The sequence below is a fragment of the Arthrobacter sp. 135MFCol5.1 genome (assembly GCF_000374865.1).
In the GTDB taxonomy this organism is placed as follows: domain Bacteria; phylum Actinomycetota; class Actinomycetes; order Actinomycetales; family Micrococcaceae; genus Arthrobacter.
This window is the reverse complement of the sequence record NZ_KB895465.1, coordinates 56,378-82,326: the sequence shown is the minus strand read 5'-3', so window position 1 is coordinate 82,326 and position 25,949 is coordinate 56,378. Positions and strand designations below refer to the sequence as shown.

The following is a 25,949-nucleotide window of genomic DNA, read 5'->3' as shown; positions in this document are numbered from 1 at the left end:
CGCTTACTTTCCTATCGTGGCGTTCATGGTGCTGATGAACTGGTCCGGGCTGATCTTCTGCAGGAAGATCTGGTCCAGGTTCGACAGCATGGCGTCTCCCTGGGCCGGGCTGAGCGCCTGGTCCCAGGAGAGCGTGAAGCTGGGGGCGTTCTTGGCCAGGCCATAGACGAAGGTCAGGAAATCCTTGTCCGGCGAGGCGGCCAGCTTGTCTTCAATTCCCTTGACCACCGGCACAGCGCCGGAACTGATGAGGGCGTCGGTATTCGCGTCGGTGAACATGCCGTCCTTGACATAGTCCAAGGCGGCCTTCTTCTGGGCGTCAGTCGCCTTGGCTGAAATGGACCAGAAGTTGGAGGGATTTCCGACGACGTTCGCCGGGTCTCCCTTGCCGCCGGAGACGGTGGGGAAGGTGGTGTAGCCAAGCTTCCCGCTCTTGACGAAGTCCGCGGCGTCCTTCTTCATGCCCTGGTAGATCCAGCCGCCCTGCAGGATCATGGCTGCCTTGCCCGTGTACATCAGGGCCTGGTCCGCGTTGCTGTCGGCAGCCACTGAAGAGAAGCCGTTGATGAACCCGCCGGCACCGGCCAGCTCCTGGATCTTCGTGAGCGCTTCCTTCACGGCAGGATCAGACCAGGCACCAGGCTTGTTGGCGGCGATATTGGCGAAGACTTCAGGGCCGCCGATGCGCTCCACGAGGTACTCGAGCCACATAAGGTCCGGCCACTTCGATTGGCCGCCCAGGGAGAAGGGAGCGATGCCGGCCTGCTTGAACTTCGGCACCAGGGCCATCAAGTCGTCCCAGGTCTTGGGCGGCTGGGCACCGACCTTGTCGAAGACGTCTTTGTTGAAGTAGAGGACGACCGGCTGGACGTTGTTGTTCGGCAACGCGTAGGTCTTGCCGTTTACTTCGCCGTTCTTGAGCACCGATGGAAGGTAGCGGTCCTTGACCTGCGGGTTGTCCTTGACGAACGTGGACAGGTCATCCACCTGGCTGGCATCGACGTACGATTTCAGCACCCCGCCGCCCCAGCCGTAGACGAACGTGGGTCCTTCACCGGCGCCGATGGCCGTGCGGACCTTCGTCTTATACGCGTCGTTGGCGAAGAAATCGAGCTTGATCGACTTGTCCGGATTTGCCTGGTTCCAATCGTCCACCGATTTCTGCAGTACAGGCTGGTTGCCGCCGGTCAGGCCCCACATGCTGGCCGAGTCGCTGCTGACGCTGGAACCTGCCGGTCCTGAAGAACCGCAGGCGGCGAGGCTGACTGCCAGTCCTGCCGCAGTGATTGCCACGGCTGCCGAACGCAACTTTCGAAATGTCATGTCGTTTCCGTTCATCCTCCGGGCTCAACGCTGGGTCCCGGTAACGTATGAAGCAGGCATTGCCTCGGCTCCGAGGCGGATCACCCACATCGATTCGGTTGATGGTCGCACCGACAATAGCTCGAAATATTTCGAAAACTTGCGGTCGGTTGTCAAAATGTATCGGTGAGCCGCATCACAGTCAAGGGCCACGCGCAGCCTCTTTTTGCATTCTTACAGGGACTTCATTGACCCCTCGGGTTATTAGGTGCAAGATTGCCGTAGTCGAAATGTTTCGAAGGATGGGATGGTCCCTTGGTAAGGACTGAGCGCACGCAAAAGGCGACTCTGGCGGCAGTTGCCTTGCAGGCAGGGGTTTCGACTCCCACGGTTTCGAAGGTGGTCAACGGCCGTGAGGACGTGGCACCGGATACCCGGGCCCGGATCCTCCGGGCACTTGAACAAGCCGGATACCAGTCGCCGGTGCAGCGGCGTACCGCCACCAGGACAGGCACGGTGATCGAAGTGGTGGTGGATGTCCTCACATCCGCCTATACTTCCGAAGTCCTGGCGGGAGTACTGAACTTCGCCGCAGCCGAGGACGTCGAGGTCATGCTGAGCGTTACGGGCCCCACGGCACCCTCCGCCCAAAGCGCTGAACGCCGGGCCCAGCGCATGGTCGACGATGGCAGGGCGGGAATGATCGTGGTGACCTCGGCCTTCAGCGAGGCGCAGCTGCATGCCTTCCGGCGGCGCCACATTCCCGTCGTCGTCATCGATCCGCTCAATCCGCCGCCGGCGGACGTGGTCAGCATCGGTGCCACGAACTGGGCCGGGGGGAAGGCCGCCACCGAGCACCTCCTGGACCTGGGCCACCGGCGCATTGCCTACATCGGCGGAATCGAGCGGGCGGAGTGCAATCAGGCCCGGTTGCACGGCTACATGGCGGCCTTGACGGCCCACGGCGTGCCCGTGGATCCCCAATACATCGTCACCGGCGGCAGGTTCCGCCGGGACAGCGGAGTTGCCGGCCTGAAGGCACTGCTCCGCCTCGAAAACCGCCCCACGGCCATCTTCGCCGGAAGCGACAGCATTGCCCTGGGGGTTCTGGCCGAAGCTGCACACCACGGCCTCCGGGTCCCCGGGGACATCAGCCTCATCGGGTTCGACGGCACCATCCAGGGTGAAGAGTCCGTGCCGGCGTTGACGTCCGTGGCCCAACCGCTGGAGGAGATGGGCCGGGCTGCCCTGCGGTCGCTGCTGCGGCAAGCACGCGGTGAGGTCCTGGATTCGCACCGCGTGGAACTGGCCACGCAGGTGATCGTCCGGGAATCCACTGCACCTCCCGCGGACTGACGGCAAGCCCGGGGCCTGGCCCGGTCCAGGATTTAAACGACGGGCGGCCGCCCACCCGGCCGAAAAGACCGGGGTGGCAGCCGCCGTGCGGGTGGGATTCCTAGCGTTTGACGGCTTCGAGCTTGAGCATCTTGGCGATGACGCCGTCGAGTTCGGAGTCGTCGAAGATCTTCTTCCAGTCGTCATTGATGATGGTGTCCTTGCCGTACTGGATGGCGATTTCGCAGGCTTCCGAGAAGGGGTTGGACCCGCGCAGGGCGTTGGTCAGGGCGATCTGGACGTGGCCGAACAACATGGCCTTGGCCGCCTCCTCCGGCACGCCGGCCGTGTGGACGGTCTCGTGCAGCGCCTCGTTGAGCAGCGTACCGATCATGCAGGCCACGGTTTCCACCAGGGTGGGCTCCAGGATGGCAAGCTGCTTGACGGTGACCCAGTGCACGTCGATGACCGGCGCGTAGATGGTGCGGATGACGGCTTCCGCGGAGTCGCGGGTGGCTGCCGGCGCGTCGTCGTCGATGGCGGCGACGACGTTCTGGGGGGCGCCCTCGCCGCCGAAGGTGTCGGCCCATTCCTCCTTGGTGGTGCGCTCCAGGAACACCGACGGGTGGCACGGGTGCGCCACTGCCTGGACGACGTCGTCGCGCTTGGCCAGCAGGCCCGCGTAAGCGGCAGCGGGGTCAAGGGTGAGCAGGATGGCGCCGGCCTTCATCTGCGGCACCACACCTTCGGAGACGATGCCCAGGACGGTGTCGGGGACGGCGAGGATCACCACGTCGGCGCCCTTGACGGCGTCGTCCGTGGCGGTGATCTGGCGGCCTTCGGCCTGGACGCGTTCCTGGCCGGCGGGGGAGTTCTCGCTGTAGAAGACGGTGTGGCCGGACTTCTGGAGGTTGCGGGAAACGCGCATCCCCATCTTGCCTCCGGCTCCGATGACGGCGACGGTCAAAGTTTCTGCTGACATTTCACTTGCTCCTTAGGAATTCGATGCTGTGCCGGGTCCACTGGTTTTCGAGCCGGATGGTGTCCGCCTCGGTGTCCTGCCAGGGCAGCCAGTGTTCGACGATCTGGTTGATGTTTCTTTCGTGCGGCCGGATTTTTTCGACCATGTACGCGTAGTCGAGCAGGCCTTCGCCAAGCGGCGCGCCGGAGTAGGTGAAGCCCACCCATCCGTCCTTGCGGCTGAAGGCAAAGTCCTTGATGTGCATGTTCAGGACGTAGGGGGCGACGGCGTCAATGACCTCGCGGGGCATTTCCAGCGCTGCGACGGTGTTGGCGGGGTCGCTGCAGATCCCCAGGTACGGGCTGTCCACGCCGCGGATCACGTCCAGGATGCGGGCGGTGGGGACCTGTTCGTAGGTTTCCACTGCGATCTTCACCCCGGCATCCTCGAATTCCGGCAGCACGTCCTTGAAGATCGCCACCGCTTCCTCCGTGGTGGGGCTGTGGCCGGGGGCGTTGACCATGGTGCGCAGAAGCGGCGAGCCGAGGATGCCGGCGACGTGCAGGAACCTTCGCAGGTGGTCCGGTCGGATGCCCTTGGTGCCCAGCTCCAGGGAGATTCCCAGCCTGTCCGCGGTGTCCCGCACGGCTCGGAGTTCCGTGTCAGCCATGGCCTCCAGGGGTGCGTAGTCGCAAACCTGGAACAGGTCCACGCCCAGCTCCGCGGTCCGCTCCAGGACATCATGAAGGCTCAGTGGCTGGGAGACCTTGGCCGAGAGCTGCCAGTAGAAGGCGTAACTGCTCAGCCCAATCCGTGAGGTCATGCCGGCACCGCCATCGTTTGCAGCCGCGCCGCGGCTTCGTCAAGGACGGCCTTCAGTGCTGTGGGGTCATGGGCGAAGCGGCCCAGGAACAGGCCGGCGACGGCGGGACCGAGTTGGGTGATCAGGCCCGGCCCGGCGCTGCCGCCATAGATGACGCGGCTGTCTTCCTGCCCCGGGAGGCTGCGCAGGTGCTCGTCCAGGCCCGAAATGACGGCGTTGATATACCCGGGCGTGGCCGGCTCCGGAGCGCCGATGGCCCACTGCGGCTCGTATGCCACGATGGTCCTGGCGGCCGCTGCCAGCGATGACGCGCGTTTGAGGATGCCATCGATTTCCGCCGTGCACTGGGCGATGGCTTCCTCAACGGATCCGCGGTGCAGTTCCCCGACGCACAGGACGGGGGTCAGGCCGTTGCGGTAGGCCGCGGCGGTCTTCAGTCCGATCACGCGCTGGTCCTCGTCAAAGATCCGGCGGCGTTCAGCGTGGCCCACCTCGGCGTACCGGCCGCCGAGTTCAGCTACTGTTTTGCCGCCGACTTCGCCGGTGAACGCGCCTTCGTCTTCCCAGAAGACGTCCTGCGCTCCGGTGGCAGCACCTGCCGGACCGAGGATCCGTGCCGCTTCCGGGAGCGCCGGGAGGATGGGCAGGACGAAGAGTTCGATGTCGCCGCTTTGCACCGCGGGGTGGGCGAAGGCGATGGATGCGATATCGCGACAGTAGTCCACCGAGCGGGCGTAGCCGAAGTACATCTTCAGGCTGACGCCGATAATGGCCGTGGGTCCGGTGCGGGGCTTAGCAGGAAGTGACACCTTCGTAGTCCTTAATCAGGGAAACTTTCTCTGCCGAGGCGGAGGTTTCGTCGAAGGTGTAGGTGAGCCATTCCCTGGCGAGCCGCCGGGCGAGTTCAAGTCCGACGACGCGCTGGCCGAAGGTCAGGACCTGGGCGTTATTGCTCAGCACGGACCGTTCAACCGAGAAGGAGTCGTGGGCGGTCACCGCGCGGACCCCCGGGACCTTGTTCGCTGCGATGGCGACGCCGAGTCCGGTTCCGCAGACCAGCAGCGCGCGGTCGGCCTGTCCTGCGGCGATGAGTTCCGCTGCCGCGATGGCGACGGAGGGATAAGGGGTGTGGCTGGTGGCGTCCACGCCCACGTCGGTGACGGACTCGACCAGGTCGGAGGCCTCGAGGTCGGCCTTGAGGGCTTCCTTGTAGTCGAAACCGGCGTCGTCGGCTCCGATGACCAGGCGCAGTTTAGCGCTCATGCGTTCTCCTTGATGGTGGTGTTCCGGCTGAGGGTGTTGTGGATGGCCCGCACGATCAGGGCCATGGAGACGGCGCCCGCGTCCGGGGTGCCGAGGCTCTTCTCCGCGTGCGGACGTGCCCGGCCCATCAGCGGCAGCAGGTGGGCGGTGTCCTCGGCGGCCTGCTGCGCGGCGGTGGCGGCAGCGTCCCAGGCTCCGGACAGCGGCTTTCCGCTGTCCACGCCGGCGGTGAGGGCATCCCGGAAGGGAACCAGCACGTCCACCAGCGTCTTGTCGCCCACCTTGGCCTTGCCGAAGTCCATGATGGCTGCGGCGGCGCCGGCCACTCCGGTGGCGACAGCACCGGCGTCGGGAGCTTTGTCATCGCCCACAGCGTCACCGACGGCGCGCAGGGCCATGCCCCACAGGGCGCCGGAGGTGCCGCCGGCCTTGTCCGCCCAGGCGTCTGCGGCGAAGTAGAGGGTGGTGGCAGCCCCGGCGCCGCGGGCGACGGCGTCTGCCGCCGCCTTCACGGCGGCCCCGACGCCCCGCTCCATGCCGATGCCGTGGTCGCCGTCGCCGGCGACCGCATCGATGCGGCCCAGTTCGCCTGCGTTGGCGTCCACCACGTCCTTGGCCGCGCCGAGCGCTGCGAGGACACGGACGGCCCCGGCACGGGACGCGGGAGTCGCCTCGGGAATGGGAAGTTCGACGTCGGCCACCTCGTCGACGGTCTCTTCCAGCGCTTCGGCTGTGACGGCACCGCGGCGGAAGGCCGGGGCGTCGGCAGGGGCGTTCCAGAGGGCTTCGAGTTCGTCGTCGAGCCAGAAGAGCGTCAGGGACGTGCCGGCCATGTCGAAGCTGGTGACCAACTCGCCCACCTGCGGATCCACTGCCTGCAGGCCGGCCTCGGCGAGGAGTTGCGCCACGCGGCGGTAGACCACGAACAGCTCCTCGTACTTCACGCTGCCCAAGCCGTTCAGGATGGGGACCACGCGTGCACCCTTGGGGTCCACGCCCTCCGGCACCTCGGTCAGGAGCTTGGCGACGAGGAGTCCGGCGAGCTCATCCGCCGTCGGAATCGCCGTTTCGTCGATGCCCGGCTCTCCGTGGATGCCCATGCCGACGGCCATGCGGCCCTCGGGGACAGAGAACAGGGGCTGGGTGGCTCCCGGCAGGGTGCATCCGCTGAAGGCCACCCCGAAGGAACGGGTGCGGTGGTTGGCGCGTTCGGCGATTTCCACCACCGCGTCCATTCCGTAGCGCGCTTCCGCGGCGGCGGCCGCCACCTTGAACACGGTCAGGTCCCCGGCAATGCCGCGGCGCTTGGTGTGCTCTTCGACCGGGGCGGAAGAGACGTCGTCGGTGACGGCGATGCTGCGGCAATCGATGCCTTCCCGGCGCAGCTTCTCCCGGGCCTGGGTGAAGTGCAGGACGTCGCCTGCGTAGTTGCCGTAGCCCAAGAGCACCGCGGCGCCGTTGTTGGCCGCCTTGGCCACGTTGTAAATCTGTTGTGCCGACGGCGACGCGAACAGGTTGCCCATCGCGGCGCCGTGCGCCAGGCCCTGGCCCACCAGGCCCGCGAATGCGGGATAGTGGCCGGAGCCCCCGCCGATCACCAGTGCCACCGTGTCCGGGGTGCGCTTGGTGCTGCGGACCACGCCACCCGAAACGCGTTTGACCCAGCGTCCGTGGGAGGCGACGAAGCCCTCGATCATTTCGTCAGCGAAGGCTGAAGGTTCGTTGAAGAGGCGGGTCATGGGAAAGCTCCTGGGCCTGGCTGGGGGGACGATCTGGTTCGGGGGTGGGATGGTGCGGGGGCATCCGCGGATGAGGCGGATGCCCCCGGGCTGCTACGGTTCGGCGTGCTGTGCGGCGCCGGCGGGATCCAGTGCCTCGGTGCGGACGCCCTCGCTGGCACGGCCGGAGCGGCTGAGGGCCACCATCAGGACGGCGGACAGCAGCATGAACCCGCCCACGACGAACATCGGCACGGTGTAGTCGCCTGTCCAGTCCTTGAGCCAGCCGGTGATGTAGCCGGCGCTGAAGCCTGCCAGGTTGCCCACGGTGTTGATCAGGGCGATGCCCGCTGCCGCTGCCGCGCCGGTCAGGAACTGGGTGGGAACCGTCCAGAAGTTGGGGAGTGCCGCGAAGATGGCCATGGCCGTGATGGTGATGACGGCGATGGTGGCTGCCGGGCTTCCCGCAAAGAGTGCCAGCGGGATGCTCAGTCCACCCACCAGTGCCGGAACCGCAATGTGCCAGGTCTTGACGCCGCGCTTGGTGGCGTCCTTTGACCAGAAGTAGAGGGCGAAGGCTGCCGGCAGGTACGGGATGGCAGTGATCAGGCCCTTCTGGAGGACGTCAAATTTGGTGCCGTAAATGCCTTCGAAGCCGGAGATGATGGTGGGCAGGAAGAAGCCGAGGGCGTACAGGCCGTAGATGAAGCCGAAGTAGATCAGGGAGAGCATCCAGACGCGGCCGTTGCCGAACACGGTGCGGACGCTGACGTGCTTGTTGCCGGCGGCCGTTTCGTGCTTTTCCTTTTCCAGGGCGCCCGTCAGCCAGGTCTTTTCCTCGGCGGAGAGCCACTTGGCCTTCGCAGGGGAATCGGCCAGGTAGAACCAGGAAATGATGCCGATCAGGATGGCGGGAACGGCCACGCCGAGGAACATGACGCGCCAGCCTTCAAGGCCGAAGAGGCCGTGCTGCTGGATCAAGAGGCCTGCCAGCGGGGCGCCGACCACGGTGGTGAGCGGCTGGGCCAGGTAGAACAAGGCCAGGATCTTGCTGCGGTGCCGTGCGGGAACCCAGAGGCTCAGGAAGAGGATGGCGCCGGGGAAGAAGCCGGCCTCGGCCACACCCAGGATGAAGCGCAGGATGTAGAGCTGTTCAACGTTGGCCACCCAGGTGAACAGCAGGGAGACGATGCCCCAGCTGACCATGATGCGGGCCAGCCAGCGGCGGGCGCCGAACTTGTGGAGCGCCAGGTTGGAGGGGACTTCAAGCAGGATGTAGCCGATGAAGAACACGCCCGAGGCGAAACCGAACTGGGCGGCGTTCAGCGCCAGGTCCTTGTTCATGCCGTTGGGGCCGGCGAAAGAGATGGCGGTGCGGTCGAGGTAGTTGATGAAGAACATCAGTGCGACGAACGGGACAAGCCGGATCGCCACTTTCCTGATTGCGGATTTTTCGACCACCGATTGTGTGGTGTCCACATTGACTCCTAGATGTTGGTGCCCCGGCCGCATCCGTCACTGGAGGCGTGGGGTTGTCTCAGATACGCGCGGACTGGGAGGCGCCGCGGTGCGTGAAGCTGTGAGTTCCACCATAGGACCGAAATGTAAATTGGTCAACCGGTTGACGAGTTGGAGTCAGTACATTGCGGTCATCATGCGGACCCTCCCTGCAGTCGGGCGTGGTCAACCAGTTGTTACGCTTGGGAGGTGTCCGTAGAATCCGCCGCCTCGACGGCCAAGATCAGTGCCGCCCTGGGCTCTCTGGGGCAGGGTTCAGTAGTGTCGGAAGTGGCCGAGCGCCTGCTGGCCTTCTTTACGAGTGGCGACATTGCACCGGGAACCAGGCTGCCTGCCGAGCGCACGCTGGCCGCCTCCCTTGGCGTGGGCCGGTCTGCGGTGCGTGAGGCCCTCGCCGCGCTGGAAATCCTGGGCATCGTGGTGGTCCGGCCGGGGTCCGGAACCTACCTTCGGGACGGTGTCTCGGAGCTTCTGCCCCGCACCCTGAGCTGGGGCATGATGTTGGGCGCCCCACGCACGCGCGAGCTCGTGGAACTGCGCAGCGGACTGGAAGTGCAGGCTGCCCAGCTGGCCGCGGAGCGCATTACGGATGAAGCGCTGGCACGGATGCGCGACAATCTGGACACCATGGCCCGCACCTTGGATGACCTCGGCGCCTTCGTCGAGGCGGACGCAGCCTTCCACCGCGAAATCGCTGCGGCTTCAGGCAACCAGGTTCTCCAGGAACTCCTGCAAAGTATCCGCTCGCTGCTGCGGATCTGGGTGGACCGGGCCCTCACTGATGAGGGCCATGCTGCGGCCGCCCTCAAGGAGCATGCCAGGATCCACGAAGCCTTGGCGGCCCGCGATGCCGACGCCGTGACCGCCACCATGCGCTCGCACATGCAGACAGCGTCCCGGCGCCTGCTGGCAGGATACGACGCCGCCCAGTAGGGCGCCGCCCTATCTGGCAGCCGCCTTCTTCAATTCCTGCAGGATTTCCAGCTGGACCCGGTTCATGGAGATCAGCAGCTCGATCTCCTTTTTTGCCTCGACATTGGTGTCGTAGTCGTGTTGGGCCATGGCTGCGGCAATGGCGTCCTGCCGCTTGGCGGCGATGAGCAAAATGGCGCCCTGCAGTCCGGCGAGCATGGAAAGCAGGAGGTTCAGCAGGATGTAGGGGTACGGGTCCCAGGCGTTGGCGGCAAGTGCCACGGTATTGATGGCGGCCCAGATGAGCATGAAGCCGATGAAGCTGCCAACGAAGGGCCAGCTTCCCATCCCGTTGCGCATGATGTCAGCGGCACGCTGGCCCTTGCTCAGGGAAGCTTTGTGTTTCTCGTGCCAGGTCTTCTGTTGGAGGCTCATGGCTCAGGGTAGACCCAGTCCGGACGGTTGCAGGTCGGCCCGGTCCCCTCCCGTCTGGAGCGGTCCCACCGATCCGCGCCGCACCAAGGTGGCAGTAAACTGTGCCGGAGCGGCGGAGGGTAGGCCCTCTATCTGGCGGATGAGCGCCTTGGCCGCTGCAACGCCCATGTTGTAGACGGGCTGGGCAATAACGGTAAGGGGTGGGCTCACGAGCCTGGTCCAGGCGAAGTCGTCATACATGAGGAACGAAACATCGGCCGGAATGGACAGGCCCAGTTCCTGGATGGCCTCGACCACACTGAGGGCGATCAGGCCATCCGATGCCACCACGGCTGTGGCGCGGTTGGGGTCCCGCAGTACTTCGCGGGTGATGCTGCGGATGGAGTCTTCGTCGCCCGCATTCAACCTGACAAGGTCTTCCGGGAAGGGCAGTCCCGCAGCAAGGAAAGCCTGCCGCATCCCCTCAATGCGGTCCGCAATCTGGGAGGACTCCAAGGTCATGCCCGGCGTATAGGGCGAGTCGGTCCGCAGCGTGGAAATAAAGGCGATGCGCCGGTGCCCTGCCTCGAGAAGATATTGTGTGGCCTCCAAGGAAATCCTCACCATGTCCACGGCCATGGTCTCCACCTCAAGGTCACCGGCGGTGCGGTCGATGAACACCAGGGGGCGTCCGGACCGGTGGACATCCTGCAGGTGTTCGGTGTCCACGGATGACGCCGGGGCGACGATAAGGCCGTCCACCCGCTTGTCCAGCAAAACCCGCACCGCGTCGACTTCTGCGGCCCGGTCCTCATCAGTGTTGACCAGGATGACGTTGTAGCCGGCTTTTTTGGCCGTGTCCGTAATGCCCCGCGTGGCAAGCCCAAAATGCGGGTTTTCGATGTCACCCACCACCACGCCGATGGTGTGCGATTTGCCGGTGTTCATGCTGCGGGCCAGCTCGTTGGGCCGGTAGGAAAGCGCTTCGGCGGCCGCGAGGACGCGCTCGCGGACGTCGTCGCTGACAGCGCCGTAATTGCCCAGTGCCCGCGCGGCCTGCGCCTTGGAGACCTGCGCAGCTTTTGCGACGTCGGCAACGGTTACGTCCCGCCGTCGTGCTCCATCACCGTTCATCTTCACCTTTCGAGGGGGTGTTGACGCCCCCTGTGACTTCAGCTACATTTCTATCCATCGATGTGAGTCCGGTCTCAATCTTATGGTGTGAGACCGGACTCAACAAGACCATCGGCGACTTTCTTCGGCGGCCCTGACAGCACCGCCTTCCCACCAACGATTGGACAACGCTGTGAAGAAAAAGAACCTCCGACCTGCCGGATTTGCCGCAGCAGCCCTGGCCGCGGTCCTGGCACTTTCCGGCTGCGGCTCCACCTCGGCCGCCTCCACCACCGAAAACAACCCCTACGGACTGATCCAGCCCGGCACCATCCGGGTGGCAAGCCTCGGTGACTCAAAGCCGTACACGTTCGCCGATGCCTCCGGAAACTTCACCGGCTTCGACGTCGAACTCTTCAAGGACGTGGCCCACCGGGCCGGTGTGGACAACGTAGTCTTCACCGGGCAGGACTTCTCGGGCCTCCTCGCCGCTGTGGCCAACGGACAGTTTGACGCCGGTGTCGCCGCCATCGGCATCACCGACAAGCGGAAAGAAACCGTGGACTTCTCGGACGGTTACCTGGCCGGCTACCTCACGGTCATCACCACCAAGACCTCCGGCATCACCAGCGCCGACGGGCTGGCCGGCAAACGCCTGGGCGTGGTCCAGGGAACCCTGCAGGAAGCCTATGCGGTAAACAACTTCACCTCGGCCAGCCTGGTCCGCTTCCCTGACAACAACACCGCCATCGCCGCCGTGAACAGCGGAACCGTGGACGCGCACTTCCTGGACTATGAGGCCGCCAAGGCCTATGAGGAGCAGCACGGCCTGGTCAGCGCCGCGGACATCCCGTCCTTCGACGCCCCAGCCGGGTTCGCAGTGGCCAAGGGCAAGACGGCCTTCAAGGAAGCCCTGAACAAGGGCCTGGCCGCAGCCATGGAAGACGGCACCTGGAAGAAGCTCTACCAGAAGTGGTTCCCGGGCTCACCGATGCCCGAGCAGTACCTGCCCAAGGCTGAGCAGGCCGCATCACCCTCGCCAAGCAAGTAAGCCCCAAGCATCATTTGCCGGGCTGGCAGGCCTTCGGGCCACCTGGCCGGGCGGGCCGCCTTACGCGGCCTGCCCGGCACCTCCCCTTCATCTACGTCTGAGAGCAACCATGGACTGGCTCAACACCATCATCCGTACCTTCTTTGACTTCGGCGCTATGGCCGAGGTCCTGCCCCAACTCCTGGCGGTCGGCCTGCTGAACACGCTGATCATCTCCATTGCCGCCACCGTCCTTGGCACGGTGCTGGGAATGGTGGTGGCCGTCATGGGCATTTCAGCGTCCAAGTGGCTGCGCGTCCCGGCCAGGATCTACACGGACCTTTTCCGCGGCCTGCCCGCCATCCTCACCATCCTGCTGATTGGCCAGGGCTTTGCCCGCCTGAGCCAGTCGATCTTCGGCCCGTCCCCCTACCCGCTGGGAATCATCGCGCTGAGCCTCATCGCCAGCGCCTACATTGGGGAGATCTTCCGCGCCGGGATCCTCAGCGTGGACAAGGGCCAAGGCGAGGCCTGCCGTGCCCTGGGCATGAGTGACGCCAAGTCCATGGCCCTGGTGGTGGTGCCCCAAGGTGTCCGCCGGGTCCTCCCGGCGCTGGTGAACCAGTTCATCGCAATCGTCAAGGACTCCTCCCTGGTGTACTTCCTGGGCCTGCTGGTCACCGAACGCGAACTCTTCCGGGTGGGCCAGGACGCCGCCGTGCTGTCCGGGAACCTTTCACCCCTGGTGGCCGCCGGCCTCCTCTACTTGGTGATCACCGTCCCGCTGACGCACCTGGTGAACCACTTCGACAACAAGTTCCGCACCGGCCGCCGCCGCGCCGCACCACCCACCAGCGGACTGAAGGAAGTCAAGGAACTCGACGCGGCCTCGCCGCTCACAGCCGGGAGCAACACATGAACACCCCCGCCCCCACCACCATGAATACCGCCACCCCTGAGGCGCAGTCGTTCCGCGGCTCAAGCCTGGAACTGCGCAACCTCACCATGGCGTACGGCGACATCGAGGTACTGCGCAACGTCAGCCTCACCGTGGCGCCGGGCACAACCACCTGCGTCATCGGCCCCTCGGGATCCGGCAAATCCACCTTGCTGCGCGGCGTCAACCGGCTGCACGAACCTAAAAGCGGAAACGTCCTGCTCGCGGGCGACAGCACCCTGACCGTCAACCCGGACACCCTCCGCACCCGCATCGGCATGGTGTTCCAGCACTTCAACCTCTTCCCAGACCACACTGCCGAGGAAAACGTGGCACTCGCCCTCTGGAGTGTCAAAGGCATGCCCAAGGCCCAGGCCATGGAACGCGCCCGCCAACGGCTCGCCGAGGTTGGCCTCGCCGAACGTGCCGACCACCGCCCCCGTGACCTCTCCGGCGGCCAGCAACAACGAGTCGCCATCGCCCGCGCCCTGGCCATGGAACCCGAAGTGATGCTCTTCGACGAGGCCACCAGCGCCCTGGACCCCGAACTGGTCAAAGGCGTCCTGAACCTCATGGCCGGCCTGGGCCGCCGCGGCATGACCATGCTCGTCGTCACCCACGAAATGGGCTTCGCCCGGAAAGTGGCAGACCAAGTGGTCTTCATGGATGAAGGCGAAGTGGTGGAGGCCGGGACGCCCGCACAACTCTTCGACAACCCCCGCAGCGAACGCCTCCAGCGCTTCCTTTCCGAGGTGCTCTGATGGGTGCGGTTGCAGCGGCACCCATCCGGACCGCCGTCGTCGGCTTTGGAATCTCCGGCAAGGTCTTCCACGCGCCCCTGGTCGCGGCCAACCCGGACTTCTCGCTGGACGTCATCGTCACGGCCCAGCCGGACCGTGCGGCGGAGGCGGCACGCCTCTATCCGCAGGCACGGATTGCCGGCACCCCGGAGGAGCTGTTCGCCCTGGCAGCGGACCTGGACCTCGTCATCCTGGGAACCCCGCCGCACACGCACTACGGCCTGGCCGCGACAGCCATCGCCCACGGCCTGCACGTGGTGGTGGACAAGCCTTTCGTCCCCACCTCCGCCTTGGGCGCGGAGCTGATCAGCAGGGCGGCCGACGGCGGGGTGCAGCTGACGGTGTTCCAGAACCGCCGGTGGGATGCAGACTTCCTCACCCTCCAGAAAGTGTTGGCGTCCGGAGGCCTTGGCAGGATCACCAGCTTCGAATCGCGGTTCGAATGGTGGCGGCCCGAAGGCTTCGGCAACTGGCGTGACACGGTGTCCCTTTCCGAGGGCGGCGGCATCCTGCACGACCTCGGCGCGCACCTGATCGACCAGGCCATCCACCTTTTCGGCCCGGTGGAACGGAGCTACGGCGAAACTGCCAATCGCGGTCCGCATCCGGACGCGGCGGATACCGAAGCCTTCGTGTCGTTGCTGCACGCCTCCGGCGTCCGCACGCGGCTCTGGATGAACGGCATGGCCGCCCAGGCCGGGCCGCGGTTCCACGTCCTCGGTTCCCGCGCCGGCTACACCAAGTGGGGCCTGGACGGACAGGAACCTGCCCTCGCTGCCGGGATGCCGCCGTCGGACCCCGCCTATGGCGTGGAACCCCAGGAGCGTTGGGGGCTCCTGGGGGTGGACGGGGCAACCGCGCCGGTCCCCGCCGAACGCGGCGCCTACCCGCAGTTCTACGTCCGGCTGGCCGCCGCCCTGCGCGGGAACGGGCCACTGCCCGTGGATCCCGCCGAACCGCTTGAGGTGTTGAAGGTCATCGAGGGCATCCACGCCCTGGCCTAACGCCACACCTAATTTCCCCTGCTTTTCCTGACGCATCGTCAGCGTCTTCCGCAACCACGAATTCCACAGAAAGGGACACCATGTCCTCTCTTCCAGCCACCAAGCGCGTTGCTGTCATCGGCGGCGGCATCCTCGGGGTATCCACCGCAGTGCACCTGCTCCGCGAGGGAGCGTCCGTGATCCTGCTGACCGAGCGCGGGCTCGCCAGCGAGGCCAGCGGCCGTTCGCTGTCCTGGCTCAACTCCGCCGGCGAACGGTCCACCCCGTACCACCAGCTGCGGGTGGCCGGTGTTGACCGCTACCGTACCCTCTTCGCCTCGGACACCAGCCGCGACTGGCTGCAGTTTGGCGGCGGCCTGATGTGGAATGCTGCCGGGCAGGGCGAGGCCACCGCGGGCCGGCACGCCTACGAAAAGTCCATCGGCTACGACTCCCGGCTTCTCGCCCCCAGCCATATCGCAGCCACCACCCCCGGCATTGATGCGGACGCCGTGCCGGAGAATGCCATCTTCAATCCCGGCGAGGGCTGGGTGAGCCTGCCGGACCTGATCGACTTCCTCATGGAGGAGTTCCACGCCCGCGGCGGCGAATTGGTCCTGAACGCCGGAAAAGCCACCGTCATGGTGGAAGGCGGCCGCACCTCCGGCGTGGAGACAGCGTCGGGCGGGACATACCCGGCCGACGCCGTGCTGGTGGCTTGCGGTGCAGCGACGCCCGCCGTCGTCGAACCCCTGGGAGTGCACATCCCGAACGGCTCTCCCGTGTCCATGCTGGTGGTGACCAAGCAGGTGCAGCACGATGTGGCCGCGGTGATGAACACCCCGCGCGCAGCCTTGCGGCCCAACCCGGGCGGGACGTTTGCCCTGGACCACGACTGGTACGAGGAACGCATTACCGAGCACGCGGACGGCTCCTTCAGCATGCCCGATGAGGTGGTCCAGGAACTGGCCGATGAGGCATCGAAGCTTGTTGCCGGCAATCCGGAACTCAAGCCCGCCTCCTGGAAGATGGGCTACAAGCCCATTCCCGGGGACGGCGAACCCGTCCTCGGCGAACTGGGCCAGGTGCCCGGATGCTTCGTTGCATTCACGCACTCCGGCGCCACGCTGGGACTCATTGCCGGTGAGCTCCTGGCCGGGGAAATCCTGACCGGCAGGAAGCACCCCATGCTGGCCACCTTCCGGCCGGGACGCTTCTCCTAGGCCGGGTCCAAGGGGCGGGGCCGTGCTGAGTGCGGCTCCGCCCCTTTGCCTGTGCCTGCCGGACCGGATGCCGTCCGGAATCAGGCGCCCAAATGCCCCGTGAGGCGGCGGTGGAACCCGGTGCTGCGCTCGTCCAGGCCTTCGATTGCCACTTCGGCGCCATGATCCGCGTACTTCGTCTCGATCGAGTCCAGGGCGGCAACGGTTGAAGCGTCCCAGATTTGGGCCCGGCTAAGGTCGATGGTCACGGAGGCGGGGTCGTCGGCGTAGGCGAAGTGCTCCACGAGGTCATTGCTGCTGCCGAAGAACAATGGCCCCACCACCTCGTAGCGGACGCTCCCGCCGTCGACCGCCAAGGTCCGCTCAACGGTGATGACGTGGGCCACGCGGCGTGCGAACAGCACCATCGCGAGGATGACGCCCACCAGAACCCCGTACGCGAGATTTCCGGTCAAAACCACGACGGCGACCGTGACACCCATGACGAGCGTCTCGGGGACCGGCATCCGCTTCAGCGTGGACGGTTTGACGCTGTGCCAGTCCACAGTGGTCACGGCGACCACCATCATCACGGCCGCCAGTGCCACCATGGGGATCTGTCCCATGATCGAGCTGAGCCCCGTCACCAGGGCCAAAAGGAAGATCCCCGCCACGAACGTCGAAATGCGGGTGCGGGCCTGCCCGGTCTTTACGTTAAGGACGGTCTGGCCGATCATGGCGCAGCCGGCGATGCCGCCATAGAGGCCGGCGAAGATGTTCGAGACGCCCAGGGCCCAGGACTCGCGGCCCTTGTGCGACGGGGTGTCCGTGATGTCGTCCACGAGTTTTGCGGTGAGGAGCGTTTCCATGAGCCCCACGAACGCCACGCTCAGCGCGGTGGGCAGGATCAGCTGGAAGGTCTCAACACTCACCGGAAACAGGAACGGGGTGATCCCGGGCATCTTGCCGGTGAGCGGGCCCTCGTCCGCGACGTTTGGAACAGCGAGGCCCGCGATGATGGCGATGGCGGTGACGACGACGATCGCCACCAGCGGCGACGGGACCGCCCTGGTGAAGCGCGGGAGGATGAAGATGATCGCGAACGTCAGGCCGAACAGGACGTAGGCGAGCCAGGGGACATTGAGGACGTGCGGCACCTGTGCCATGAAGATCAGCACGCCCAGGGCGTTGACGAAGCCGATCATCACCGAACGCGGGATGAACCGCATCAGCCGGGCCAGTCCGGCCAGGCCGAAGACGATCTGGATGACGCCGGCGAGGAGCACCGTGGGCAGGACATACTCGACGCCGTGCTCGTGGACCAGCGGCGCGATCACCAATGCCACGGAGCCCGCCGCCGCCGTCACCACGCCCGGCCGGCCGCCGAGGACCGACATGGTCAGGGCCAGCACGATGGAGGCCACCAGGCTGACCATTGGATCGACACCGGCGACGATCGAAAACGATATGACTTCAGGGACCAGGGCAAGGGTGGTCACCATGCCTGCAAGGACCTCGCGGGAAAGCTGCCGCGGGGAGCGCAGCGCGGTCAGGACCGTGACCGGCTTCCGAAGAAGGCGGGGATTGTCGGCGATGGACAAGGGGCGGCTCCAGGGACGTGGGCCCTCAGGGGAGGGTGGGTGGTCAACGTTTTGCGCGCCACGGTGCGCACGGGTCCAGCCCGGTCATGGAAGACAATGGGGATGGAGAGAGAATGCGCCGGGAACTCTCGGCTGCATCTGCAACACTACCCTAACGTGAGGGTTGAGCCGGATTGGTGACGTGATGGTGAACGAAATGACCGCTGAAGAAGTGGTGGCCACGATGCATATCGGGGAACTGGCCGACCGTTCCCAAATGTCGTTACGGACCATCCGCCACTACGACGAGGTTGGGCTGCTCAAACCGTCGGGGCGCACCGAAGGCGGGTTCCGCCTGTACACCGAGCGTGACTTCACGCGCCTGCTCCTGATCCGCCGGATGAAGCCACTGGGGTTCACTCTCGAGGCCATGTCCGGCCTCTTGCGGGTCATCGACGCGCTGGAGGCGGCCGAACCGGGCGTGGAGGACGCAAGTGTCAGGTCCGAACTGAACGAATTCATCGAGGAGGCTGCCCGGCGCCGGGCCAAGCTGGAGGAACAACTTGGCATGGCCGACGAATTCCTTGCGCTGCTTCGTGCCCGGCAGGATGGCCCGGGGCAGCAATAAGCATGGCTGATAAAATGGCCGGGTTGCAGGGCGGCCTTGAAGCTGGTTGAGCCAGGGCCGTAACAAGGTAGGGGACCACACACATCATGACGGCAGGCGGGTCGCACCTCAGGACATCGGACAGCCGGCCGGGCGAACCGGCCGACGCTTCCGTGCCTGCCAAGGGCCGCGCCTACCTGGCAACCATTGAAGGTTTCATCGGCGCCCTGATGATGTTCGTCGGTTCGATCGGCACGGGCTGGATTGCCAACGGCTCGCCCATGATCCGCCAGCCCGTGGTGATCGCGCTCCGCACCGAGGGGTGGGGAGTGGCGGTCTCCACCGTCCTGTTGACCGCCGGGGCCATGCTGCTGATGCGCTCCTGGCTCCGGCTGGGCCAGCGGCTGGGGGACTGGGGCCATTCGTCGCTGCGGTCCGTGGTGGTGGCCATCTCCGCCTGGTCGTTGCCCTTGCTGTTCTGTGTCCCGGTCTTCTCCCGCGACGTCTACGCCTACACGGGCCAGGGCCGGCTGGTGATGGAAGGCCAAAACCCCTACGAGGTTGGCATCTCCACCCTCAACAACTGGTTTGCGCTTGGCGCCGACCCCGCCTGGGCGGAAAACCGGACACCCTACGGCCCCTACTTCCTGTGGCTGGCCCGCGGGGTGGTGGGACTGACCGGTGCCCAACCGGACGCATCCGTCCTGCTGTTCCGCCTGCTGGCCGGCGTCGGTGTGCTGCTCTGCGTCATCTACGTGCCCAAGCTCGCCGAGCTGCACGGCATCAACGGGGCGCGCGCACTCTGGGTCTCCGTGGCCAACCCGCTGTTCCTCATCAGCTTCATCGCCAGCGCGCACAACGACGCGCTCATGGTGGGGCTCGCCGTCGCCGGCGTGTACCTGGCCGCCACCCGCCGCTACCTCCTCGGCATCCTCCTGGTGACCGCTTCAATCGGCATCAAGCCCATCACGGTGCTGCTGCTGCCGTTCATCGGCCTGATGTGGGCCGGCCCGGGCGCCACCTGGCCGCGCAAGTTCCTCATGTGGGCGGCCACGGCGGGCATCAGTTTTGGCGTCCTGGCCCTGAGTGGCATCCCGTTCAACCTGGGCATCGGCTGGACCTGGGCCATCATGGACCCCACCCCCGGCTATACGGGCTATTCGCCCTCCGGCTTCCTGGGCCAGCAGGTGGAGATGCTGGCCAACGCCCTGGGGCTGCCGGGCGGAACCTTGGCCACCCTGCTGCGGACCGGCATGAAGTGGGCGGCCATCGGCCTGGTCCTGCTGCTGATGTTCCGCGGCGACTACTCTCGGGCGGTGCGGCGGATGGCCCTGGCGTTCACCGCCGTCGTGATGCTTTCCCCCATCATCCAGCCGTGGTACATCCTGTGGTTCCTGCCGTTCCTGGCCGTCACCGGCATCCGGGACGACTGGCAGATCCGCTCGCTGTACGTGGGCGTGACGTTCTTCGTGGTGTTCGGCGCCCAGGACCAGCTTTCGGTCTGGTCCTTCGTGGAGCTGCCCATCGACGCCTCGTCCCTGGCATTCTTCACCGCCCTGGCCTTCACGTTCTACCTGCTGGTCCTGGATGTCCACACCCGGAAACTGCTGATCGAAGGCAGGCCGCTGGATGTGGCTCGGCGGGCGTGGACGTGGGCGGTGGAACGCCGGGCTGCGCGACGGGCGGAAGCCCGCGCCGCCGTCGACCGCTCCGAGGCGCCCTAGGCTCCTGCCGGTACCTGCGCGGCGGTTTTCCGGCCCAGCTCCGCGGTGCGCTTCACCGACCACCACAGCAGCACCACCAGGAGCACGTTGCGGGTGGTGAGGATGGCCGCCATGACCGGGTGGGCGTGGATGAGCGGCGTGTAGAACAGCGGGTAGATCACGAAGGTGGTCATGGCGATGCCCATCAGCAACGCTGCCGGGACCTTCCAACGATCCCAGTCGTGGGTGAGGCCGGCGATGATCACCGGTGCCAGCCAGATGATGAACTGCGGGGAGCCCACCTTGTTGAAGACGATGAACGCGGTGACCATCATCAGGGCGCCTTCGAGGAACAGTTCTTCCCGCTCGGCGCCGCGCCGCAGGGCACGGACCAGCAGGATGGCAGCGCCAAGGGCGGCGAGGATAAGCAGTGGCTGCATCAGGAACGCGGCCACGTCGGCCCCCGGCCCGTAGACCTCGGTGGAGTTGATGGCGGTGTTGTCCGCCATTTTCGAGCCGGCAATGTGGAAGACGCTGAGCCACACCCAGGGGGTGGAGAACGTGGCCTCGAGCTGCATGCCGCGCTCGCCCTGGTTGGTGAGGAAGTCCATGATGTGCGGCAGGCCGCCGGTCAGCCAGGTTCCCAGGCCGACGACGGCGGTCACGGCGGCGCCGGCGAGCACCACCTGGACACGCTTGTGGCTGGCGATCACGATGGGCACCAGCACGGCTGCGGGCCACACCTTGATCCAGGTGGCGATGCTGAGCAGGACGCCTGCCACCACGGGCCGTTCCGCCACATAGAGCAGCGCGATCAGGACGATCGGGGCGGTGATTCCTTCCACCCGGGCAAAGCTGAGGTATCCCATGAAGACCGTGAAGAACAGCCACCACCAGGCCGGGGCAACACCGGTGACGGTCCGCGGTCCGCGGGTCAGGTAGAGCAGTCCGACGGCGTTCAGCGCCGTGATGATCAGGAACCAGACCAGCAGGTAGGGGCCGGGCCCGGCGATGTTGGCAAGGAAGATGGGGATCTGCGCCAGCACCGGGTAGACCCAGGGGCTGATCTTCCCGGTCAGGTCCGCCGGGTTGTAGCCGGCCATCGCCCACTGCCGGTACTGCTCTGTGTCGCTGAACGTATTGCCGTTCAGGAAGAAGGACGCCATCCAGCCCAGGAAATACAGGTGCACGACGGCGAAGCCCCACCAGACGCTGGACGGGCGGGCGAACCAGTCCACCACCGTGGCCGGGAGGACTTTGCTGCGGACCGTCACCAGGCGGTCAAAGAACCTCGTGGAAATCTCAGGTCTCCTTGAGCGCGGGGGCGGGTGCTGCGGTCTTCCTGCCCAAGGAGTACAGGCGCCGGACGCTCCACAGGAACAGGACCACGAGCAGGACGTTGCGGATGGTCAGGACCAGGGCCATCCACGGGTTGTTGTGGCTGAGGGCGTCGTAGAACAGCGGGTAGATGAAGTACGTGGCCACGGCGATGGCGATCAGCATCGCCGCCGGGACGCGCCATTCGCGCCAGCTGTGCGCCAGGCCGACGGCGACGGCAGGTCCCAGCCACACCATGAACTGCGGGGAGCCCACCTTGTTAAAGACCACGAAGGCGGCGGCCAGGGCGAGGGCGCCGGCGAGAAGCAGTTCGGTGCGGTCAACGCCGCCGGCCACCTTGTGCTGCTTGCCGTTGTGCAGCGCCCAGAACGCAAGGCCTGCCACCAGCAGCGCGGCCAGGACCAGGAGTGGTTGCATCAGGAAGGACATGGTGGCGGTGCCCGGGCCGTCCACCTGCATGGAGTTGATGTCCGTGTTCATGTACATCCGGGAACCGCCCGCGTTCAGGACGGACAGCCAGAGCCAAGGCGTGGTGAAGGTGGCCTCAAGCTGCATGCCACGGTCGCCCTGCTGCGTGAGGAAGTTCAGGAGCTTGGAAACGCTGCCCAAGGCGGCCGCCAGCGCCACGACGCCCGCCGTCGTCGCGATTCCTGCCAGCACCACCAGCAGGCGGTTCTTTACCACCGCGAAGAGGGCCAGCATGATGGCTGCCGGCCACACCTTCACCCAGGTGCCGATGGCCAGCAGGACCGAGGCCACGAACGGGCGCTGGACCCCGTACGCCAGGGCTACCAGGACCAGCGGGGCGGTGAGTCCGTCCACGCGGGCGAATCCCAGCCAGCCCATCAGGAACGTGAAGGCCAGCCACCACCAGCCGGCGGGGATGGCGTTGGTGTTGCGGCCCCGCTCCGTGAGTTTCAGCAGCGCCCAGCCGTTGAGGAGCGTGGTCATGAGAACCCAGAGGAAGAAGAACGGACCCGGTCCCGCCACGCCCGCTATGGCCATGGGGATCAAGGCCAGGATGGGGTAGACCCAGGGGCTGGGGCCGCCGGAGAGGTTCGCGTCGTTGAAGCCGGCCATGGCCCACTCGCGGTAAATGAAGGTGTCGCTGAAGGCCTCGCCGCGCAGGGACAAGGATGCGCCGAACACCAGGAAGACCAGGTGCACCACAATGAAGCCGCCCAGCAGCCCGCGCCCGCTGTTCAACGCCGTACGCACCCTCGCGGGGAGGATGACGTCGCGGATCCGGGTGAGGTTGCCGAAGAGAGCGTCGGTGGAAATGGCGGATTCCTTGTCAGGTCGTTGCACTGTCAGCGGCGGCGCAAAATGGCTCGGGTCATGCCCCGAAGCGGGTCTCATGGAGATTGGAGGCCTTGGATTTCGGATTCCAGTCCCGTTCAACTCTAATTCACGGCGCATCTCCGCCAATAATTGTCAGGACAATCCAGGGACTCCACGCGCCTGACCTGCGGCCTTTATCTAAAGTTGCTGGCACTTATTTGCTCAGGCACCATGGTGCGAGGCACGTGAGTGCCTACCGCCTATGCAGCCAGGGGGAGCGCAGGGCGTCGAATGACCACCCCAACCCCACGAAAGACATAAGGCGCCATTCAATGAACTTCCCCCTGACCCTGACCGTGTCCGACCGCCAGAGCATGGACAGCGAACTCGACGCCGCCGTCGCTGCCGCCAAGGCCCACGCCCTCACCGGCAAGCGGCACGGTATCCTCGTCACCCGGCACGGCGTGGACAAATTCACCGTTGCCCTCAGCGAGGCGGTCCCCTTCGGCCTCACCCGGGAACACCAGGCCTGGTAGCCGCTTCTTTGCCGCCAATCCAGCGGCGCCGCTCCCGTTTGTGACGCGCGTTCTCCCGCGTTTGGGCTCATCCCGGCATGGGTACCTGCTGTTCGTCTGCCCTGAGAGCAGGGCAGGGTCAGGAGAATAGACGCATGGATAACTCGATGAGCGTGGCGGTGCTGGGGACCGGAATCATGGGAGCGGCCATGGCGCGCAACCTCCTCCGGGCCGGCCACAAGGTGTCGGTGTGGAACCGGGATCCGGCCAAAACTGAGCCGCTCGCCGCCGAAGGTGCCCTGCGGGCGGCCAGCCCCGCCGACGCGGTGGAAGCCGCCGACGTTGTCCTCACCATGGTGTACGACGCCGCCGCGGTGGCGCAGGTCATGCGGCAGGCGGCGCCCGGCATCCGCGCCGGCACGGCCTGGATCCAGTCCACCACCGTGGGAGTGCAGGACGTTCCCGCTCTCGCCGCCTTGGCCGCCGACCTCGGCCTGGACCTGGTGGAAGCACCTGTCTCCGGCACCCGCGCCCCCGCCGAGGCGGGCCAACTGCTGGTCCTCGCCGCCGGCCCCGAAGCCATCCGCCCCCGCGTAGCGCCGGTCCTCGATGCCATCGGCGCCCGCACCCTCTGGACCGGCGAGGACCCCGCCAAGGGTTCGGCCGCCCGGCTCAAGCTGGTGGTCAACAGCTGGGTCATTGCCGCCTCCAACGCCGCGGGCGAGGTGGTTGCGCTTGCCCAGGCGCTGGGCGTGGATCCCGGGCAGTTCCTCAACGTGCTCGACGGCGGTCCGCTGGACCTCCCCTACCTGCGCACCAAGATGGGACTCATCCTTGACGACGGGCTGGAGCCGGCGTCCTTCGCCGTGGACACCGCCCGCAAGGACGCCCACCTCATTGTCGATGCCGCCGCGGCCGAAGGCCTGAAACTCGATGGAGCCGAGGCGGCTGCCGCCCGGCTGGACCGGGTGGCGGACCAGGGCCGCGCCAAGCAGGACATGGCGGCCGCTTATCACGCCAGCAGGTAGCAGGGGCTCCTTTCCAGGGCGCCCCAGCCCGTCGGGATAGCGCTTGCCGTTGACGTTATCCGCGTCACCTTCTATATTGGATGAATCGATTCAAGAGTTGCCGCTCCTGCCCCGATCCGGCTCCGGCGCAGCACACCAAACCCTGAATCCTGCCCACCAGCGGTTCCGGTTCCTTGCCAATGAAGACGAAGGACAAGCACATGAGCACCACCCCCACCCGCGCGCCCCTCACCAGCCAAGGGGCTGGAGCCGGCATTCGGGACCCCAGGAAGGCCGCGATGAGCGGCTGGATCGGAAGCGCCCTCGAGTACTACGACTTTGCGCTGTACTCCCTGGCGGCAACCCTGGTCTTCCCCACCATCTTCTTCCCGTCCGGGAACCCCACCGTCGCCATCATCGCCTCCCTGGCCACCTACGCCGTCGGCTACGTCTCCCGTCCCATCGGCGCCGTGGTGCTCGGCGCCTATGGTGACCGGCACGGCCGCAAGAAAGTGCTCGTGTTCGCGATGCTGCTCATGGGCTTCGCGACGTTCGCTGTTGGCCTGCTCCCCACGTACGGCCAGGTGGGCCTCCTGGCGCCCGCTCTGCTGGTGATCCTCCGGCTCATCCAGGGTTTCGCCGTTGCCGGCGAACTGGGCGGTGCCAGCGCCATGATCGTGGAGCATTCCCCTGACGCAAAGCGCGGGTTCTTCGCCAGCTTCAGCCTCCAGGGCACCCAGGTGGGCTCGATCCTGGCCACCGCCGTCCTCCTCCCGCTCGCCGCCCTCCTCCCGGCGGACCAGTTCAGCTCCTGGGGCTGGCGCATCCCGTTCCTGCTCAGCGCCGTCGTCATCCTGGCCGGGTACCTGATCCGCCGCCGCGTGACCGAACCCCCTGCGTACGCCGCGCAGTCCGGAGCGGCCCCGGCCAAGCAGCGCTTCCCGCTCATCGAACTCCTCCGCACCCGCCCCGGCGTCCTGGTCCGCTGCGTCGCCATGACGTTCACCAACGTGATCGGCATGGCCACCCTGATCTTCGGCGTCTCCTACGCCACCCAGAAGGGCTACGGCAACGGCTTCTCCAGCAGCGAGTTCCTGTGGGTGACCCTGGTAGCCAACATTGCTGCCGTCATCACCATCCCGTTTTTCGGTGCACTGTCCGACCGGATCGGCCGGCGGATGCTCATGGCGGCCGGCGGGGTCATTGGCGGCGTACTGGTCACCGGGTACCTGTGGGCGATCCAGCAGGGCAGCCTGCCGCTGGTCTTCGTGTGCGTCGTGATCGTGCAGGGCATCTTCTTCCAGATGTGGAACGCCACCTTCGCCACGTTCTTCCAGGAGCAGTTCCCCATGCGGATCCGGGTCACCGGCTTCGCCGTCTCGCAGAACATCGGGCTGATGATCGCTTCATTCTTCCCGAGCATCTTTACCGCGATCGCTCCTCCCGGTTCCACCAACGTGCCGCTCACCATCGGCCTGACCACGCTGGGGATCTGCCTGGTGTCCGCGGTGGCCACCCTGATGTCCTCGGACACGAAAGGCAAGTCGCTTGAGGACCTCGAGGGCCTGAAGGAAGCGCGCCCAGGCACCTGACGGCAACGGACGACG

General features: G+C 66.2%; 24 protein-coding genes. 12 read left to right on the top strand and 12 right to left on the bottom strand.

What is annotated here, in order from left to right; translation table 11 throughout:
* Positions 1 to 3: 3 nt before the first annotated feature.
* Entirely contained in the window at positions 4 to 1,323 is a 1,320-nt protein-coding gene (locus C563_RS0117485; RefSeq protein WP_018763370.1) for an extracellular solute-binding protein, read from the bottom strand.
* Between the two features lie 294 nt (positions 1,324 to 1,617).
* Here C563_RS0117485 and C563_RS0117480 point away from each other — a divergent pair, with 294 nt between their 5' ends.
* Positions 1,618 to 2,658: a LacI family DNA-binding transcriptional regulator gene (locus C563_RS0117480; protein WP_026265037.1), complete on the top strand. Its 1,041-nt coding sequence runs from the start codon at positions 1,618 to 1,620 to the stop codon at positions 2,656 to 2,658.
* Positions 2,659 to 2,758: 100 nt separating this feature from the next.
* Here C563_RS0117480 and C563_RS0117475 read toward each other — a convergent pair whose 3' ends face one another.
* The 6 genes from C563_RS0117475 to C563_RS0117450 all read right to left on the bottom strand — a co-directional run bounded on the left by C563_RS0117475 (position 2,759) and on the right by C563_RS0117450 (position 8,881).
* Complete coding sequence (locus C563_RS0117475; RefSeq protein WP_018763368.1) at positions 2,759 to 3,619, bottom strand: phosphogluconate dehydrogenase C-terminal domain-containing protein; 861 nt, start codon at positions 3,617 to 3,619, stop codon at positions 2,759 to 2,761.
* Position 3,620: 1 nt separating this feature from the next.
* On the bottom strand, positions 3,621 to 4,421 hold the full coding sequence (locus tag C563_RS0117470) for a sugar phosphate isomerase/epimerase family protein (protein ID WP_018763367.1): 801 nt from the start codon (positions 4,419 to 4,421) through the stop codon (positions 3,621 to 3,623).
* A complete protein-coding gene (locus C563_RS0117465; RefSeq protein ID WP_018763366.1) occupies positions 4,418 to 5,230 on the bottom strand; it encodes a triose-phosphate isomerase family protein in 813 nt (270 codons plus the stop codon). Before C563_RS0117465 ends, C563_RS0117470 begins: the two co-directional genes overlap by 4 nt.
* Complete coding sequence (locus C563_RS0117460; RefSeq protein WP_018763365.1) at positions 5,214 to 5,684, bottom strand: ribose-5-phosphate isomerase; 471 nt, start codon at positions 5,682 to 5,684, stop codon at positions 5,214 to 5,216. Before C563_RS0117460 ends, C563_RS0117465 begins: the two co-directional genes overlap by 17 nt.
* Entirely contained in the window at positions 5,681 to 7,423 is a 1,743-nt protein-coding gene (locus C563_RS0117455) for a dihydroxyacetone kinase family protein (protein WP_018763364.1), read from the bottom strand. The genes C563_RS0117460 and C563_RS0117455 overlap by 4 nt, the downstream gene beginning before the upstream one ends.
* A 93-nt stretch (positions 7,424 to 7,516) precedes the next feature.
* On the bottom strand, positions 7,517 to 8,881 hold the full coding sequence (locus tag C563_RS0117450; RefSeq protein ID WP_018763363.1) for an MFS transporter: 1,365 nt from the start codon (positions 8,879 to 8,881) through the stop codon (positions 7,517 to 7,519).
* Between the two features lie 228 nt (positions 8,882 to 9,109).
* On the opposite strand from C563_RS0117450, the gene C563_RS0117445 reads away from it, so the two are divergent.
* Positions 9,110 to 9,853, top strand: coding sequence for a FadR/GntR family transcriptional regulator (locus tag C563_RS0117445; RefSeq protein WP_018763362.1), 744 nt, complete (start codon positions 9,110 to 9,112; stop codon positions 9,851 to 9,853).
* 9 nt (positions 9,854 to 9,862) lie between these two features.
* On the opposite strand, the gene C563_RS0117440 is transcribed toward C563_RS0117445, so the two are convergent.
* Together C563_RS0117440 and C563_RS0117435 are read right to left on the bottom strand one after the other, a co-directional pair.
* Positions 9,863 to 10,267 carry a DUF1003 domain-containing protein gene (locus C563_RS0117440; protein ID WP_018763361.1) on the bottom strand — a complete coding sequence of 135 codons (405 nt, stop codon included), beginning with the start codon at positions 10,265 to 10,267 and terminating at the stop codon, positions 9,863 to 9,865.
* A gap of 3 nt (positions 10,268 to 10,270) precedes the next feature.
* On the bottom strand, positions 10,271 to 11,380 hold the full coding sequence (locus tag C563_RS0117435) for a LacI family DNA-binding transcriptional regulator (RefSeq protein ID WP_018763360.1): 1,110 nt from the start codon (positions 11,378 to 11,380) through the stop codon (positions 10,271 to 10,273).
* Positions 11,381 to 11,552: 172 nt separating this feature from the next.
* On the opposite strand from C563_RS0117435, the gene C563_RS0117430 reads away from it, so the two are divergent.
* The 5 genes from C563_RS0117430 (at position 11,553) to C563_RS0117410 (ending at position 16,332) form a co-directional block, all read left to right on the top strand.
* The gene (locus C563_RS0117430) at positions 11,553 to 12,410 is read left to right on the top strand and encodes an ABC transporter substrate-binding protein (RefSeq protein ID WP_018763359.1); all 858 of its coding nucleotides are present in this window, start codon (positions 11,553 to 11,555) and stop codon (positions 12,408 to 12,410) included.
* Positions 12,411 to 12,519: 109 nt separating this feature from the next.
* Positions 12,520 to 13,308 carry an amino acid ABC transporter permease gene (locus tag C563_RS0117425; protein WP_018763358.1) on the top strand — a complete coding sequence of 263 codons (789 nt, stop codon included), beginning with the start codon at positions 12,520 to 12,522 and terminating at the stop codon, positions 13,306 to 13,308.
* Entirely contained in the window at positions 13,305 to 14,087 is a 783-nt protein-coding gene (locus tag C563_RS0117420) for an amino acid ABC transporter ATP-binding protein (RefSeq protein ID WP_018763357.1), read from the top strand. Before C563_RS0117425 ends, C563_RS0117420 begins: the two co-directional genes overlap by 4 nt.
* Positions 14,087 to 15,130 carry a Gfo/Idh/MocA family protein gene (locus C563_RS0117415; RefSeq protein WP_018763356.1) on the top strand — a complete coding sequence of 348 codons (1,044 nt, stop codon included), beginning with the start codon at positions 14,087 to 14,089 and terminating at the stop codon, positions 15,128 to 15,130. The genes C563_RS0117420 and C563_RS0117415 overlap by 1 nt, the downstream gene beginning before the upstream one ends.
* Before the next feature lie 80 nt (positions 15,131 to 15,210).
* Entirely contained in the window at positions 15,211 to 16,332 is a 1,122-nt protein-coding gene (locus tag C563_RS0117410; protein WP_018763355.1) for an NAD(P)/FAD-dependent oxidoreductase, read from the top strand.
* An 80-nt stretch (positions 16,333 to 16,412) separates the two neighbouring features.
* Here C563_RS0117410 and C563_RS0117405 read toward each other — a convergent pair whose 3' ends face one another.
* Positions 16,413 to 17,912 carry a SulP family inorganic anion transporter gene (locus tag C563_RS0117405; RefSeq protein ID WP_018763354.1) on the bottom strand — a complete coding sequence of 500 codons (1,500 nt, stop codon included), beginning with the start codon at positions 17,910 to 17,912 and terminating at the stop codon, positions 16,413 to 16,415.
* A 184-nt stretch (positions 17,913 to 18,096) separates the two neighbouring features.
* On the opposite strand from C563_RS0117405, the gene C563_RS0117400 reads away from it, so the two are divergent.
* Positions 18,097 to 18,519 carry a MerR family transcriptional regulator gene (locus tag C563_RS0117400; protein ID WP_018763353.1) on the top strand — a complete coding sequence of 141 codons (423 nt, stop codon included), beginning with the start codon at positions 18,097 to 18,099 and terminating at the stop codon, positions 18,517 to 18,519.
* Between the two features lie 86 nt (positions 18,520 to 18,605).
* A complete protein-coding gene (gene mptB / locus C563_RS0117395; protein WP_018763352.1) occupies positions 18,606 to 20,222 on the top strand; it encodes a polyprenol phosphomannose-dependent alpha 1,6 mannosyltransferase MptB in 1,617 nt (538 codons plus the stop codon).
* Here mptB and C563_RS0117390 read toward each other — a convergent pair.
* Positions 20,219 to 21,475 (bottom strand): glycosyltransferase 87 family protein, encoded by a 1,257-nt coding sequence (locus C563_RS0117390; protein WP_018763351.1) that lies wholly within the window; start codon positions 21,473 to 21,475, stop codon positions 20,219 to 20,221. The genes mptB and C563_RS0117390 overlap by 4 nt on opposite strands.
* Positions 21,476 to 21,503: 28 nt before the next feature.
* The gene (locus C563_RS0117385) at positions 21,504 to 22,847 is read right to left on the bottom strand and encodes a glycosyltransferase family 87 protein (protein ID WP_018763350.1); all 1,344 of its coding nucleotides are present in this window, start codon (positions 22,845 to 22,847) and stop codon (positions 21,504 to 21,506) included.
* Positions 22,848 to 23,152: 305 nt separating this feature from the next.
* Between C563_RS0117385 and C563_RS0117380 the strand changes: the two genes are divergently transcribed.
* From C563_RS0117380 to C563_RS0117370, 3 genes are all read left to right on the top strand, one after another.
* Complete coding sequence (locus tag C563_RS0117380; protein ID WP_018763349.1) at positions 23,153 to 23,356, top strand: hypothetical protein; 204 nt, start codon at positions 23,153 to 23,155, stop codon at positions 23,354 to 23,356.
* Between the two features lie 134 nt (positions 23,357 to 23,490).
* Positions 23,491 to 24,363 (top strand): NAD(P)-dependent oxidoreductase, encoded by an 873-nt coding sequence (locus C563_RS0117375; protein WP_026265030.1) that lies wholly within the window; start codon positions 23,491 to 23,493, stop codon positions 24,361 to 24,363.
* Between the two features lie 200 nt (positions 24,364 to 24,563).
* Positions 24,564 to 25,934: an MFS transporter gene (locus tag C563_RS0117370; RefSeq protein ID WP_026265028.1), complete on the top strand. Its 1,371-nt coding sequence runs from the start codon at positions 24,564 to 24,566 to the stop codon at positions 25,932 to 25,934.
* The last annotated feature ends 15 nt before the right edge of the window (positions 25,935 to 25,949 follow it).

Excerpts from the sequence above, each read along its gene's own strand:
- C563_RS0117460 (WP_018763365.1), bottom strand. The coding sequence starts at position 5,684 with ATGAGCGCTAAACTGCGCCTGGTCATCGGAGCCGACGACGCCGGTTTC.
- C563_RS0117435 (WP_018763360.1), bottom strand. The coding sequence starts at position 11,380 with ATGAACGGTGATGGAGCACGACGGCGGGACGTAACCGTTGCCGACGTC.
- C563_RS0117455 (WP_018763364.1), bottom strand. The coding sequence starts at position 7,423 with ATGACCCGCCTCTTCAACGAACCTTCAGCCTTCGCTGACGAAATGATC.
- C563_RS0117420 (WP_018763357.1), top strand. The coding sequence starts at position 13,305 with ATGAACACCCCCGCCCCCACCACCATGAATACCGCCACCCCTGAGGCG.
- mptB (WP_018763352.1), top strand. The coding sequence starts at position 18,606 with ATGACGGCAGGCGGGTCGCACCTCAGGACATCGGACAGCCGGCCGGGC.
- C563_RS0117415 (WP_018763356.1), top strand. The coding sequence starts at position 14,087 with ATGGGTGCGGTTGCAGCGGCACCCATCCGGACCGCCGTCGTCGGCTTT.
- C563_RS0117425 (WP_018763358.1), top strand. The coding sequence starts at position 12,520 with ATGGACTGGCTCAACACCATCATCCGTACCTTCTTTGACTTCGGCGCT.
- C563_RS0117410 (WP_018763355.1), top strand. The coding sequence starts at position 15,211 with ATGTCCTCTCTTCCAGCCACCAAGCGCGTTGCTGTCATCGGCGGCGGC.
- C563_RS0117470 (WP_018763367.1), bottom strand. The coding sequence starts at position 4,421 with ATGACCTCACGGATTGGGCTGAGCAGTTACGCCTTCTACTGGCAGCTC.
- C563_RS0117400 (WP_018763353.1), top strand. The coding sequence starts at position 18,097 with ATGGTGAACGAAATGACCGCTGAAGAAGTGGTGGCCACGATGCATATC.
- C563_RS0117370 (WP_026265028.1), top strand. The coding sequence starts at position 24,564 with ATGAGCACCACCCCCACCCGCGCGCCCCTCACCAGCCAAGGGGCTGGA.
- C563_RS0117440 (WP_018763361.1), bottom strand. The coding sequence starts at position 10,267 with ATGAGCCTCCAACAGAAGACCTGGCACGAGAAACACAAAGCTTCCCTG.
- C563_RS0117375 (WP_026265030.1), top strand. The coding sequence starts at position 23,491 with ATGGATAACTCGATGAGCGTGGCGGTGCTGGGGACCGGAATCATGGGA.
- C563_RS0117475 (WP_018763368.1), bottom strand. The coding sequence starts at position 3,619 with ATGTCAGCAGAAACTTTGACCGTCGCCGTCATCGGAGCCGGAGGCAAG.
- C563_RS0117380 (WP_018763349.1), top strand. The coding sequence starts at position 23,153 with ATGAACTTCCCCCTGACCCTGACCGTGTCCGACCGCCAGAGCATGGAC.
- C563_RS0117485 (WP_018763370.1), bottom strand. The coding sequence starts at position 1,323 with ATGACATTTCGAAAGTTGCGTTCGGCAGCCGTGGCAATCACTGCGGCA.